At 70.3% G+C, this 13,302-nt stretch carries 14 protein-coding genes and 1 pseudogene; 12 read left to right on the top strand and 3 right to left on the bottom strand.

Features of this window, described 5'->3' with window-relative positions; genetic code table 11:
• From ACFWJX_RS23110 to ACFWJX_RS23075, 8 genes are all read left to right on the top strand, one after another.
• On the top strand, nucleotides 1-552 hold a 552-nt coding region (locus tag ACFWJX_RS23110), incomplete at its 5' end, for an FG-GAP repeat domain-containing protein (RefSeq protein ID WP_383246199.1).
• 440 nt (nucleotides 553-992) lie between these two features.
• Nucleotides 993-2,045, top strand: coding sequence for a hypothetical protein (locus ACFWJX_RS23105; protein ID WP_383246197.1), 1,053 nt, complete (start codon nucleotides 993-995; stop codon nucleotides 2,043-2,045).
• Nucleotides 2,046-2,407: 362 nt separating this feature from the next.
• The gene (locus ACFWJX_RS23100; RefSeq protein WP_229894392.1) at nucleotides 2,408-2,524 is read left to right on the top strand and encodes a lasso RiPP family leader peptide-containing protein; all 117 of its coding nucleotides are present in this window, start codon (nucleotides 2,408-2,410) and stop codon (nucleotides 2,522-2,524) included.
• Nucleotides 2,525-2,689: 165 nt separating this feature from the next.
• The gene (locus ACFWJX_RS23095; RefSeq protein ID WP_383246194.1) at nucleotides 2,690-4,522 is read left to right on the top strand and encodes an asparagine synthase-related protein; all 1,833 of its coding nucleotides are present in this window, start codon (nucleotides 2,690-2,692) and stop codon (nucleotides 4,520-4,522) included.
• A 6-nt stretch (nucleotides 4,523-4,528) separates the two neighbouring features.
• Complete coding sequence (locus tag ACFWJX_RS23090) at nucleotides 4,529-4,789, top strand: lasso peptide biosynthesis PqqD family chaperone (RefSeq protein WP_383246191.1); 261 nt, start codon at nucleotides 4,529-4,531, stop codon at nucleotides 4,787-4,789.
• Nucleotides 4,786-5,211 carry a lasso peptide biosynthesis B2 protein gene (locus ACFWJX_RS23085; RefSeq protein WP_383246188.1) on the top strand — a complete coding sequence of 142 codons (426 nt, stop codon included), beginning with the start codon at nucleotides 4,786-4,788 and terminating at the stop codon, nucleotides 5,209-5,211. Before ACFWJX_RS23090 ends, ACFWJX_RS23085 begins: the two co-directional genes overlap by 4 nt.
• On the top strand, nucleotides 5,208-6,143 hold the full coding sequence (locus ACFWJX_RS23080; RefSeq protein ID WP_383246185.1) for an ATP-binding cassette domain-containing protein: 936 nt from the start codon (nucleotides 5,208-5,210) through the stop codon (nucleotides 6,141-6,143). Before ACFWJX_RS23085 ends, ACFWJX_RS23080 begins: the two co-directional genes overlap by 4 nt.
• 34 nt (nucleotides 6,144-6,177) lie before the next feature.
• Nucleotides 6,178-7,032, top strand: a complete 855-nt coding sequence (locus tag ACFWJX_RS23075) for an ABC transporter permease (RefSeq protein ID WP_383246183.1) — start codon at nucleotides 6,178-6,180, stop codon at nucleotides 7,030-7,032.
• A 10-nt stretch (nucleotides 7,033-7,042) separates the two neighbouring features.
• Here the strand turns inward: ACFWJX_RS23075 and ACFWJX_RS23070 are convergent, their stop codons facing one another.
• The 3 genes from ACFWJX_RS23070 to ACFWJX_RS23060 are packed head-to-tail and all read right to left on the bottom strand — an operon-like array spanning nucleotide 7,043 to nucleotide 10,064.
• Entirely contained in the window at nucleotides 7,043-7,720 is a 678-nt protein-coding gene (locus ACFWJX_RS23070) for a response regulator (RefSeq protein ID WP_383246180.1), read from the bottom strand.
• Nucleotides 7,663-8,772, bottom strand: coding sequence for a hypothetical protein (locus tag ACFWJX_RS23065; RefSeq protein WP_383246177.1), 1,110 nt, complete (start codon nucleotides 8,770-8,772; stop codon nucleotides 7,663-7,665). Before ACFWJX_RS23065 ends, ACFWJX_RS23070 begins: the two co-directional genes overlap by 58 nt.
• 53 nt (nucleotides 8,773-8,825) lie before the next feature.
• On the bottom strand, nucleotides 8,826-10,064 hold the full coding sequence (locus tag ACFWJX_RS23060) for a sensor histidine kinase (RefSeq protein WP_383246174.1): 1,239 nt from the start codon (nucleotides 10,062-10,064) through the stop codon (nucleotides 8,826-8,828).
• Nucleotides 10,065-10,953: 889 nt separating this feature from the next.
• Between ACFWJX_RS23060 and ACFWJX_RS23055 the strand changes: the two genes are divergently transcribed.
• The 4 genes and pseudogenes from ACFWJX_RS23055 to ACFWJX_RS23040 all read left to right on the top strand — a co-directional run bounded on the left by ACFWJX_RS23055 (nucleotide 10,954) and on the right by ACFWJX_RS23040 (nucleotide 13,302).
• Nucleotides 10,954-11,259, top strand: coding sequence for a transposase (locus tag ACFWJX_RS23055; protein ID WP_383246171.1), 306 nt, complete (start codon nucleotides 10,954-10,956; stop codon nucleotides 11,257-11,259).
• Between the two features lie 125 nt (nucleotides 11,260-11,384).
• Complete coding sequence (locus ACFWJX_RS23050) at nucleotides 11,385-11,756, top strand: VOC family protein (protein WP_383246168.1); 372 nt, start codon at nucleotides 11,385-11,387, stop codon at nucleotides 11,754-11,756.
• A gap of 138 nt (nucleotides 11,757-11,894) precedes the next feature.
• Nucleotides 11,895-12,149 (top strand): annotated as a pseudogene (locus ACFWJX_RS23045) (transposase); the annotation flags it as partial.
• A gap of 325 nt (nucleotides 12,150-12,474) precedes the next feature.
• Nucleotides 12,475-13,302 (top strand): FAD binding domain-containing protein, encoded by an 828-nt coding sequence (locus tag ACFWJX_RS23040; RefSeq protein WP_383246165.1) that lies wholly within the window; start codon nucleotides 12,475-12,477, stop codon nucleotides 13,300-13,302.

Raw genomic sequence — 13,302 nt, 5'->3', positions numbered from 1 at the left:
GTCTGGGTGTCACTCCAGGACGAGGACGGGACGTTCGCGGACCCCCTGTACCTCCTCGACGACTTCGGGGTCGACCAGGGGTGGAGTTCGATCGAGGAGCACCCTCGGTTCCTGGTCCGGACCACCGATGGCGGAGCAGTGGACATCGTCGGGTTCGGCCCGCAGGGCGTCGTCGTCTCACGCGGGCGTGGCGACGGCACGTTCGAGCCTTCCAAGCTCGTCCTGAACGACTTCGGGCTCGCCCAGGGGTGGACGAGCGCCAAGCACCTTCGGTTTCTCGCCGACGTCACCGGCGACGGCAACCCGGACATCATCGGCTTCGGCGACGAAGGGGTCTGGGTGTCGCACAACCGCGGCGGCGGCCGGTTCGAGCAGGCCCAGCTGGTGTGTCGCGGCTTCGGGTACAACGAGGACGCAGGCGCCTGGCGGGTCGACCACCACCCGCGATTCCTCGCCGACATCACCGGTGACGGACGCGTCGACATCGTCGGCTTCGGCGGCTCGGGCGTGTACGTGGCCCGCAACCTCTTCCGTCGTTTCAGGACCCGATAGCCCTCGAAGGCCGGCTTCCACAGTCGCATCACGGCCCGGCTGCCCCCACCCCGACGCCATCCTCGGGTTCAAGGACCGCGCGGTGAAGGCAGCCTTCGGTGTCGTACCCGCCGAGCAGTGCCGATGCGCGACCTCGGCCTGGACGACACCCGGGTGCCGGGGAGCGGCCGGGGAGCCGTGACCGCGCGATTTCACCTCGCTCGTCCGGCGGACCTTGCGATTTCTGCCAGCACCGCACAGGCGGTTCGCTGGCTCACGCGGGGTGGTGAGGGGGGTGCTGTACAGGGGCGCGTTAGGGGATACACCGGCTCGCGGCGACTGCTGACGTCCCGTCATGGAGCCGTAGGCGGGTCTACCCGTGGCCGTATGAGTAGTCGATCAGGTGCAAGAAGTGAATCCCCTGGTTGAAGTTCTGGGGGTGAAAGCAGGAGGGGAAGAACATGACGGTTCCTTCGACGCCGGGTATGTCCTGGGGCCCGGCGGCCTCGCTCGGCGGGCAGCTGACGGGTGATCCGGCGGTGGCGCCCTCTTCGGACGGCCGTCTGGAGGTGTTCATCAGGGGCCGCGTGGACAACGCGCTGTCGACCTGCCATCAGCAGACCTGGGGCGGCTGGTCCGAGTGGGAGAACCTGGGAGCCGGCACGTTGTCCGGTGATCCCACCGCCCTGCGGACTGCCGCGCGGCGCATCGGGGTGTTCTTCCGGAACGGGCAGGGCAACCTCGAACATCCCTGGCAGACGGTCATCAACGGCGGCTACGGCCCAGGCAAGGTGCTGGCCAACAACATCGGAGGCGCCCCGGTTCCCGGGCTGAACGCCGACGGCCGCCCGGAGGCATTCTTCCGGGGCACCGACAACGCCCTGTGGCATGTGTGGGAGACCACCAAGTCCGGTTACGGAAACTGGACCGGCCCTGCTGCCCTGGGCGGCGCGTTGTCCGGTGACCCGGCGGTGGCGACCGACGCCCGCGGCCGTCTGCAGGTGTTCTTCCGCGGCGCCGACGGTCACCTGTGGGTTGTCCGCCAGCGGGACGCCAACAACAACGGCTGGGAAAGTCCCCGGAGCATCGTGCGGAACATCGGCGGCGACCCCGTCATCGGCACCAACGCCGACGGGCGCCTGGAGGTGTTCTTCCGGGGCACCGACAACGCCCTGTGGCACCTGCCGCAGACAGACGACTACAACGGGTGGGACACGCTGAGCAGCCTCGGCGGCACTCTGACCGGAAATCCGGCCGTCGCCCGGGGCGCGGATGCCCGGCTGGCCGTCTTCCACTGGGGCAGCGGTCACCTGTGGGTCAACGAGCAGACCATCGTCAACGGCACCGCCTGGAGCGCCTACGAACAGATCGCGCAGAACATCGGCGGCGAGCCCGTCGTCGAGGCCGACGGCCACGGGCGCCTGGACGTGTTCTTCCACGGGTCGGACCACGCCGTTTGGCACATCGCCCAGATGTTCGGCCAGCCGGCAGCGGGATACGCGATGTCCCCCTGACGCCCGCCCTCCCCAGCCGAAGGACCAGCGGGTCAACGCCTCCAGCGAGTGCTCGCCGACCGACAGTCGGCGCGGCGGCCAACTCGCCTAGTGCTCTGCGCGGGCGGCACCCTGAACTCACCGTGCCGGTGTGCCGCGACCCCGCAAATCCCTACCTTCCACGGATAGCGGTCTCGAACAACGCGGGGGCATGCCCCCTGAACAAGGGTGTGTTACCCGAACAGGTGTCGTGCGTAGGGGCGGCCCCGTCCATAGCGTTGTGCCAGGCGGAAGGACCGGGCAAGCGAGACGGGTCGTCCCGCCCGACCAATATCCGGCGTCCGGGAACACCCGGCGCCATTCGACCGACGGAGGTGGCTTTCATGGCCAACGTGTATGAGGTTCCCACCCTGATCGAGGTCGGCGACTTCGCCGAGCTCACGCAGCTCACGTCGCGGGGTTACTGGCTCGACAGCCCGTGGGGCGCCTGGTGGTTCTGATCCACCCGTAGGCCCCACGGGGCCGAGTGACACGGGCGGTACCGCCGGAACAGCAGTCCGACGAACCGGCCGTACCGCATCCCGGTCACTCCACCTCGGGGTGGCCCGACCGACGCCACATGCCGGTCGGGCCACCCCAACCCCGCACTCCGGTGGAGGATACTCATGGATTTCGTGGTACTTCCCGACCATTCCGCCGGCGTCGCGGCCCTCGCACCGGCGCTGCCGCCCGGTCTGCCGCGTCCCAAGGTGATCGAGCACCACTCCGGGCGGCCCTGGCTCGTGGGCGACTGGCCGGACGACGAGATCGTGTTTGCCTCCCTCGGCCCTCGCCGCTTGGCCCTGCTCGGCTGCACGACCGTTCAACCCAAAGTCCTGGAGGCCCAGCTGGGCCGGGTCCGGTCCCTGGCGGACCTGGACGAACTCGGCCGACTGTACGCCGGCAGCTTCCACCTCGTGGCGTCGCTCGACGGCGACGTCCGGGTCCAGGGGACGCTGTCCACCGCGTGCCAGGTCTTCTATGCGCGGGTCGCCGGTGTGACGCTGGCGGCCTCCCGGGCCGAGACCCTGGCCGAGCGCATCGGCGCGAGCGTCGACACGGAACGAGTAGCGCTCGAACTGCTGTCCCCGTTCGGACCTCCCGAGCCGCTCAGCGAGGGTTCGGTGTGGCGCGGCGTGCGCAGCCCGCGCATCGGGCACTGCCTGGAGATCGGCAGTGACGGAGCCGGGCGTACCCGGCGCTGGTGGACGCCGCCCGAGCCCGAACGGCCCCTGGGCGACGGCGACTTCGTCCGCGAGGCGCTGTTCGACGCCGTTGCGGCGCGGACCGCGGGTCAGCAGGTGGTGAGCGCCGACCTCTCCGGCGGGCTCGACTCGACGAGCCTGTGCTTCGTCGCCGACCGCTCGGTCGGCACGAACCTGGCCACCCTGCACTACGAGGCGCACGGCGGCCGGGGAGAGGACCTGACCCACGCGCGTCGGGCGGCGGCCGTACTGCCCAAGGCCCGCCATGTGGTGGTGCCGCCGACGGACACGCCGGACTGGTATGCGCCGTTCGGGCACACCCCGCACGACCGGGAGGGCCCGTTGATGTTCGCCCGGTCCAGGGCCACCGTCGAGCACCAGGCGGGCCTCGTCGCGTCCCTGGGCGCACGTCGTCACCTCCAGGGCGTCGGGGGCGACGAGCTGTTCCTCCCCGGCACGATGTGCCTGCACGGGCTGCTCCGGCGCGATCCGGCCGCCGCCCTGCCGCACCTGCGCGCGATGCGGTCAAAGCGCCGCTGGTCGATGGCCACGACGGTGCGCACGATGGCGGCCGCGCCGTCCTACCGGCGATGGCTGGCCACCGAGACGGACGAACTCGCCGCGGACCGGGCCTGGGGCTCGGGAGCGTACTGGGAGGTCTCGGCGAAGCTGCCGCCCTGGATCACCCCGGACGCCGCGTCGAGCGTGCGCCGTCTGCTGCGCGAGGCGGTCGCGACGGGCCCTGAGCCGCTGGCTGCGCTCCCGGTGCAGCACGAGATGATCTGGATCAACCGGATCAACGGCACGGTCATGCGCCGTAATTCGAGTATTGGCGGGCATGCGGGCGTCACTTTCCACGCCCCCTACACCGACAACCGGGTGCTGGAGGCTGTCCTGTCCGTGCGGCTGGCCGACAGGGTGGCCACGAACCGGCTCAAGCCCGTGCTCGCGCGGGCGCTGGACGGCGTCGTGCCGGCTGAGATCCTGCACCGCACGGGCAAGGACGACGCCAGTCCCACCCTGTACGCGGGCCTGCGCCGACGCCGTGGCGAGCTGCTCGACTTCGCGGCGGACACGCACCTGGCCCGCATGGGCCTGATCGACGGGGCGGCCCTGCGTCGGCTGCTGGTCACCACCCACGCCGACACCCGGCCGCTGATGCCCTTCGACCCCACCCTCGCCTGCGAGTTGTGGCTGCGGGCCCTGCAACCCGCGGGCACGACCACCGCTGCGCCCTCGTTCCGAACCACGTAAGGAGGCATGATGACCTTCGCCCTGGTGTCCGGGGTGTCCGTCGCCGACACCGAGAACGGCACCGTGCTGCTCGACGAACGGAACGGCCGCTACTGGATGCTCAACCGCACCGGTGCCGTCGTGCTGCGCTGTCTGCTGGACGGCGAGTCGCCGCAGGAGGCCGCCCAGACGCTGCTGCGGTGCTACCCCGACGCGCCCGAGCGGGCCGCCGCCCACGTGGAGAGCCTGCTCGACGCCCTGCGCACGGCCAAGGTGATCGTCCCGTGAGCGGCGGCACCACCCTGCGCCTTGAGTCCGCCGACCCCCCGCCCTGGTTCCTGCGTACTCTGGCTGTGGTCGCCGCCGGCGTCGCACGCGTGCTGACCCGGTTGCCGCCGGCCAGGCTGCGCCGCGTACTGGCGTTCGCGAGCCGGGGCGCACGCCCCGCGACGGTGGCGCAGGCACTGCGGGCACGCAACGCGGTGGTGTACGTGAGCTTGGCCTGCGCCGGCCCACGCTGTCTGCAACGGTCCGTCGCGGCGGCGCTGTTGTGCCGACTGAGCGGCACCTGGCCCCAATGGTGCACCGGCGTGGTCACCGAACCCTTCGGGGCGCACGCCTGGGTGGCTGTGAACGGCGAGCCCGTCGGCGAGGACGATGCGCACGTCCGCGCCTTCCACGTCATCATGACCGTACCGCCACGCCGGTGAGCGCCCCCGAACCCGAGGTGATCCGCACTCGTGGCCTGCGGCGCGTCTACGGCGACACCGTGGCGGTGCACGGCCTGGACCTGACGGTGGCGGAGGGGGAGAAGTTCGGCTTCCTCGGCCCCAACGGCGCGGGTAAGTCCACCACCATCAGCATGCTGTCCACCCTGTTGCGCCCCAGCGCGGGACGGGCGGCAGTGGCCGGAGTGGACGTCGCGCACCGTCCCGACGAGGTCAGGCGCAAGATCGGAGTCGTCTTCCAGGAGCCGACCGCCGACCGTGACCTGACCGGGTGGCAGAACCTGTACTTCAACGCCCGCCTGTACGGCATGCCGCGGCGCGAAGTGCGCTCCCAGGCCCGCTCGTTGCTGGACATGGTGGGCCTCACCGACCGGAGCGACGCACCGGTCGGCACCTACTCCGGCGGCATGCAGCGCAGGCTGGAGGTGGCGCGGGCCTTGATGCACCGACCGCGCGTGCTGTTCCTCGACGAGCCGACGACCGGACTCGACCCGCAGAGCCGGGCCCAGGTCTGGCAGAAACTGCACGAACTCGGTCGGCAGGACGGAGTCACCGTCTTCCTGACCACGCACTACCTGGAGGAGGCCGAGAACTGCGACCGGATCGCGGTGATGGACGACGGCCGTCTGGTGGCGCTCGGGACTCCTCACGAACTCAAGTCGGCGATCGGCGCCGATGTCGTGCACCTGCGAACGGGCAACGACGGGAAGACGGTCCGGTCCATCCGTGAGCGGTTCGGCCTGGACGCCGAGGCGACGCCGGACGGCGTGCGGGTCAGGACGGCGGACGGGGCGCGCTGGGTTCCGCGACTGTGTGCCCACCTGACCACGGGCGTCACGTCGGTGGCCGTCACGCGGCCCAGCCTGGACGACGTGTTCCTCCACCACACCGGCCGCTCCATGCGCAATCCGTAGAAGGACGAGCAAGAGGAAGAGGGAGGGAGCCGACGTGCTGGAGTCCACCACGGAGCGCCCCGGCCGGCTCACGGCGCGGCCACCCGGCAGGCGCGCCGCCGAGTTGGCCGCACTGCGGGCGCTGGTCCGACGGGAGGTGACCCGGCTGATCGCGAGTCCCGCGCAGGCGGGGCTGACGCTGTTGAATCCGCTGCTCTACTTCGTTGTGCTCGGCACCGGGCTGAGCGCCATGGTCGGGTCCACGTCCGGCACCGGGGACTACATGACGTACGTCTACCCGGGGATCCTGATGATGGCTGTGCAGATGCCCGCGCTGAACGCCGGGATGTCCATCGTGCGCGACCGCGAGACGGGGCTGCTGCGTGCCGTGCTCGTCGCGCCGGTCCGGCGGGACACCTTCCTGGTCGGCAAGTGCCTGGGCAGCACGGTGACGGCGACGGCGCAGAGCGGGCTGCTGCTCGCGTTCGCCGGACTCGCCGGCCTGCCCTACGACCCGCTGCTGCTGCTCGCGCTGCTCGGGGAACTGGCGCTGGTGGCGTTCACCCTGACCGCGTTCGTGACCCTGGCGGCCGTCCGGATCACCCGGATCGAGACGTTCCAGTCCGCGCTCGGTGTGACCATGCTGCCACTGTTCTTCCTGTCGGGCGCCATGTTCTCGGTGGAGGGTCTGCCGGTGTGGCTGGCCGCCCTGACGCTCGTCAACCCGCTGACCTACGCAGTAGACGCGCTGCGGCAGACCGTGGCGGGGGCCGCGCCGGGCGGCGCGCTCCTGACTGGTCCCGACTGGGGCGGCTGGGCACCGCCGCTCCTGGTCGAACTGTTGGTGATGTGCGTGCTCGGACTCGCCGCCCTGGCACTCGCGGCCCGGCGCTTCTCCCGCGCGGTATAGCCGGCGGCGCTCACGACGGCGGCGGCGTCCACCGGGCGGAGTTCGCGAGCTCGGCGGGAGTGACCAGGCCGTCCTCGATCGCACGAGCCAGCATGTCGGTCTTCGTCGGTGCGGCCCGACCGATCTGGGCGTACTTGACCCGAGCCCGCTTGATGTACATGTCCACGGTGTGCACGGACACGCCCATGCGGCGGGCCACCGACGCCTTGGACATGGACTGGAACCACCACAGCAGCGACGTCCGCTCCTGCTGGGACAGCTGAGGGGCCACCGGATTGCGGTCGGACACCAGAACGCCGGCCGTCGTCGGCGGCACATAGGGCTGGTCTGCCGCGGCGGCGCGTACCGCGTGCAGCAGATGGGCCTGGCCCTCGTTCTTGGTGACGAACCCGGCAACGCCCATGTTCAGCACGTCCATCACCAGTGACTCGTCGGTCAGTTGCGAGAAGACGACCAGCCGCTGGCCCTCGGCGGCGAGCTGGCCGATGTCCGACAGCACAAGCCGCCCGTTGAGGTTGAGGTCGACGATCAGGACGTCCACCGCGCCGGAGCGCAGGTCCGCCGTGGTTTCGCCGGTGTGTCTGACGCGTACGCTCGGCTCCTCGGCCAACCAGGACCGGACACCGTCGATCACCACCGGGTGGTCGTCGACGATGCCGACGTCGAACGCGGTGCCGGTACGCGCCATCGGGATTCCAACCACAGCAGATTCTCCTTCTCGTCGAACAACACCGATGTGTCGGTGGAACGGACCGTGCGCGGCGCTGCTGGCACCGTGGCGTCGGCCACCACGCTGACCGCTACCTCGCCGGCCGTCACGACGACGGTGACCCGGGCGGAGGTCTTCGCCGATGCCAGCGCCAGGAGCGGGCCTTCGGTCAGCTGCCTGCGCACCGCCACGGGGACGTCGGGCAGTTCCCCGTAGCAGACGAACGTGACGTCCACGTCCCGTCGCTCGGCGACGTCGGCGCAGGCCCGCAACTCGTGCAGCAGCGGATGGGCCGCGTCCTCCGTCTCGGCGAACAGCCTGCGCAGCCGCGTCGCCTCGATCCCGCTCGACCGCTGCAAGGCGCCGTCCCCCGGATGCGCCCGGCCCTCGGCCAGGTCGTGCAGCAGCGGTGCGATGCGGTCACGCAGGTAGCGGTAGCGCCGTCGCCGCTCGGCGTGCAGGGCCTCCTCGGCCGCCTGTCGTGCCATGCGGTTGGCCTGCGCCCGCGCCGCGTCGGCCGTGAGCCGGGCTGCGTGGTGCAACTCCCGGGTGAGCAGGACGAAGGCAAGTTGGATACCGGCCGTGGTGTAGGACTGGGCGATCAGACGGGACCAGGTCACATGGGTGTCCAGGTCGCCGTTCACCCCGAGCGCGACCGTCGTCATCGCGATGGTGCAGGCCAGCAGGGCGACCAGTTCGCGCATCGGGCGCTGCATCAGGAGCAGTACCCCGAACCAGCCGACCGTGTTGGCGGCCCAGCTGATGTCGCCGATCGCCTCGCCTCTCGGATACGTCGCGACGGCGGCGACGCCGGCCACTAGCGCGACTGACGTCAGTAGCGGGGCCAGACGGCCGCGTAGCCCGGAGCGGAGCAGGAGGACGGAGCCGACCAGCTGGACGACGGAAAGCACCAGCCAAGAGGACAACGCCGCCCACGCAGGCTCGTACCGCGACCATCCCCGGACCAGGATCAGCGAGTCATAGGCGCCGTGCCAGACGGCAACGATGACCACCACCACGACGCTGATCACCTGGGAGTACCGGACCGCGACCGATTCGCCTGAGGGTGCGCCCGTATCGCTCCTCAACGGGGCCACCGCAGCATGACGTGCACGCCGTCGCCCGGCCGCGTCTCGATGCTCGCAGCGCCGCCCACCGCCGCCATCCGCCCCGTGATCGACTCCCGCAGACCCCTGCGGTGCGCGGGTACGGTAGCGGGATCGAAGCCGCGTCCCCCGTCGAGCACGTCCACGACCACACCGGCACCGGCCGGCTGCGCGCGCACTTGAGCCGACGTGGTGCCGGCGTGCCGGACGACGTTCGTCAGAGCCTCCGCGACGGCGTCGGCGAGCGCGGTCACCACCGGGCGGGGCAGCAGTACCGGAACGAGCCCGAACTCCACGGTCAGCGCGGGCAGGCCGGGCCTCGGCGCGAAGGCAGCAGAGCGCAGCGCCGCGTCCAGGGGGACCAGGAGGGGCGTGGTCGTTTCGCCTGGGTCCGTCGTCCCGGCCCGGTACGCGGCGTCATCCGTGTCTGCCGCAAGACCCTGGATCACCCGGAGGTCGGCCACGGCGCGGCGCCGCAGCAGCTCGGAATGCTCCGTGATCGCTCCCGTGCTCACCATGGTGAGGGTGGCGAGCACGGTGTCGTGCAGCCGCCGCTGCTGGTCGCGTTCGTCCGCACGGGCCGCCGCCCTGGCCAGGTGGTTCGCGCGGGCCTTGGCCCTGGCCGCCAGCGTGGAGTCCGCCGAACGGGCTGCGCGGCGAAGCAGGATGAACATCCCGGCGCTCAGAATGCCCTGGAGCAGGAGGACGACGGGCGCCTCCCGCAGCCCCGGGGCACCGACCGTGTAGGCCGTGGCGATCACGACGGTCGCGAGCAGTCCGTGGGGCTGGCGCAGGAAGCACTGCGCGTTGAGCACGGTGATGCTGGCTATGAGGTCGACCCATCCGGAGCCGGCGGACGCCGTCAGCACCGGAGCGGGGACCAGTTGGCCGTGGAGCAGGCAGAGCACGGCGCAGACCACGACGTCCCCCGCACCGAACCGGAAGGCCGGCCCACCGCCAAGCGTGCGGATGCTGAACAAGCCCGCCCAGACCAGCACCCCGGCGACGGACAGCAGCACCCACACGGGGTTCTCCGCAGATTCCAGCCCCAGCAGTGCGACCACCGCGGCCACCGCCGCGCTGGACATCCGCAGGACCACGGTGACCAGCAGCGCCTGACGCTGCAGGCTGAGCGTGGCGGGACCGGCGGCGGACACCGCGTCCCGCCCCCACACCCGCGCCGAGACATGCTCGGCGTGCTCGCGTTGCTCGGACATCAGTCCATTGCCCCCGATAGAAGGGGTTGGTCACCCCCTGAACGACCCCACGGGTCCCGACGTTCTCGTTCTATGTCGCGAGGCCGGGTCGTTGTCGACAGCGGGTTCTCGCTTCGTACGGTGTGACGTAGCCGAAGGTCGAGTGGCTTCTGGTTGTCATGTTCCGTGATCCACCGGAAAACGCCCTGCCGGGCCCGTGCCGTGTCGTAGCGGCATTGTCGAAACAAGTCCCGGTTCGGCCGGCGCAGCACCGCGAAGTACGGCCGTCCCTCGGCAGTACTCCTCCATGATCCGCACGGCACCATAGGCACCCCTGGAATCGACATGGATCTCGGCCATCCCCCAAACGCCGTTGACGCCGGTCCGCTGTTGAGGAGACGGCGACGGGGCAACGTCTGGGGCACCAGCCCGGTCATGCCTCGCGGCCGATGACAAGGAGAACAATGCGCCATGGAAAAAGGTCCAGTGCGACCATGATGCGGAGCCGTTCACTCCACTACCGGTCCCAACCCCTATGGCATCACCTGGAAAGCGTCACACTTGTTTGTCCAATGGATGCGCGCCAATCTGCTAACCATCTAGCGTTGTTCACGTTCATAGCAACCTTCGCGGCGGACTCCCCACGGACCATACGGCGATTATGGGCATGAGAGTTTGTCGTACGCGCTGTGAACTGTGTCAGTCGTGCACAGTGTCAAGTCGACCGCACATGAGGCAAGGGATTCTGTGGCTGTAACGGCTGAGCCGCCGATGGCTTACGGGACTTGACCGCCCCGAGCGCCGCGACGACTCGACCGCCGATTGGGAGACGTGACTCGATCGCTGCTGTAGGCCGACGCCGGCGCGGGCGTCTGCGGGGTCGGTGTACGACGAGTCGGCGGAGGTGACCGTGGCCGAGATCTGGGCCGGGGTGGACGTCGGCAAGACGCATCACCATCCCGTGGTGATCAACGCGGAGGGTGAGCGACTTCTGTCGCGACGGATCCTCAACGACGAGGCTGAGTTGTTGGCGCTGATCGGCGATGCGCTGGCGTTGTCCGACGATGCGCTGCGGGCCGTCGATCTCAATCATGGCGGTGCCGCCCTGCTGATCTGTCTGCTCATCGCCCGTGATCAGCCCGTCGCCTACCTCACTGGCGGAGTGAGGGAAAGGGACACGAGCAGGCTCTTCCAGTACTCCAGTCGTAGATCGTGATGTGACGGACGAGTGGCGGAAGATGCGGCTAAGGTTTACGCGCTCGGCGGTCCTACGCAGTGCCTTCCTGCGCGTCGGGCCGTGGCTCACCAGAGCCGGGGGCCCATGCTGTTGGAGGATCACCGGTGATCGGCAAGCTGCAGTGCGTGGTTCTGGACTGTCCGGATGTCCTTGAACTCGCCCGGTTCTACCAATCGCTCCTCGGCGGCGCGGTCAACGAGCCCGATCGCAGGTGGTCAGTCGGTGACGACTTTGCCACCCTTCACACGGGCTCTGGCCTGGTATTTGCGTTCCAGCGCGTGAAGGACCACCAGGCGCCGCGGTGGCCGGACAGCACGTACCCGCAGCAGTTCCATCTGGACCTCGATGTCCCCGACCTTGACCGGGCTCAGGAGCAGGTCCTCGGCTTTGGTGCCACGCTGCTCCACGTCGACACCCGCGGTTGGAGGATCTTCGCGGATCCGGCCGGTCATCCCTTCTGCCTTCTGCGAGGCTGACGAGGAGGGCTGGAGCACCGTTTTCGCCCGGCGATGCCGGTTTCCCGGCGGGAGACGGGTGCGGCCACTGTTGATCATGCGGTGGCCGCAGGTCACAGGGGAGATCCTGCCCGTTGGCAGGAGGCGTCGGAGGGCCTGATGGGCCGGATAGCGGGACGGTTCGCGCGGGTCGAACCCCGGCGCCGGGCTGGGCGGTTGGTGCTCGGGCTGCTGTCGGACCTGCCGCGCAAGAACTGCTGGACCATCGCCGAGTGGGCCGGGGAGAGGGCCCCGGACGGCATGCAGCACCTGCTGGGGCGGGCCAAGTGGGACGCCGACCAGGTACGCGACGACCTGCGCGACTACGTAGTGGAACACCTGCACGACGACCAGGCGGTGCTGGTGGTCGACGAGATGGTGGGGTTCGTGCGCCAGTAGGCCGCGACCAGGAGTGCCCGGTCCTCCAGCGCCAGGCTCCACGGCCGTTCGTGTCCCGGCTCCGGTCGTCGACGACGGCCTGCTGCGCCCCATGGCGGCGCGTGCTCCTACGCATGGTGGTTTCTGCCCACTTCATCACTGCACGTGGTGGTGCGTCCGGGTGGATGATCCGGACCCATCACAGAGCGGGTATGCCCGGTCATCACCCGGACGCGGCGTGACATGAGTGAGGGGCCGGGGGTTGGCACTGTTGCGGGCGCCAGACAGCCGCCCGTTCGACGGCCGGTGGAGGCGGACAGGTATGGATCTTGCGGCGGTCCGGGCCGTGCTCGATGCGAGCTGTGGCGTGCGGTGGGAGGAAGGTGATGCGTGGCTGGCCGGCGGCACCTGGCTGTTCTCGACGCCTCAGCCCGAGATCTCCCGTCTGTGGGACCTGGCCCGCATGGACTGGCAGCCACTGGTGGTCAGCGAGGGCGGGTTGGAGATCGCGGCGACATGCACGGTGGCGGAGCTGCTGGCCTTCGCCCTGCAGCCCGATGGCCCCTGGCCCGATGCGCGTGCGCTGATGGCGGACTGCTGCCGGGCGTTCTCCTCGTCCTTCAAGGTGTGGAACACCGCCACCGTGGGTGGCAACGTGTGCCTGGCACTGCCGGCCGCGCCGATGGTGTCGTTGGCGGTCGCCCTGCACGGCGTGTGTGTGCTGCGCGCCGCCGACGGCCGCGACCGGCAGCTGCCGGTCGGTGACTTCGTCACCGGAGCTGGCCGGACGTGTCTGCGGCCGGGGGAGATGCTGCGCTGTCTGCGGCTGCGAGCCGCAGGCCTGGCGCAGCGCACCGTGATGCGCCGGGCGAGTCTGCGCCCCGGCGGGCATTCGGCGGCCCTGGTGATCGCCGCCTCCGCCCTCGACGATCCCGGGCAGGTCACTTTTACGCTCACCGCTGCCACCCCACGCCCCGTGCACCTGTCCTTCCCCCGGACGCCCACGGCGGCCGGGCTGCGCGCGGCGATCGAGCAGGCGGTCGACGCGACGGGGATCGTGGACGACGCCCACGGCTCCCCCGCGTGGCGCCGCCACCTCATCCACCACCTGGCCGAGGAAGCACGGCAGGCACTGGAGACGGAGAACTGA

The sequence above is a fragment of the Streptomyces sp. NPDC058335 genome (assembly GCF_042723915.1).
Lineage (GTDB): Bacteria > Actinomycetota > Actinomycetes > Streptomycetales > Streptomycetaceae > Streptomyces.
Note: the sequence above shows the minus strand (reverse complement) of the source record. Positions and strands in the feature narration are given on the sequence as shown.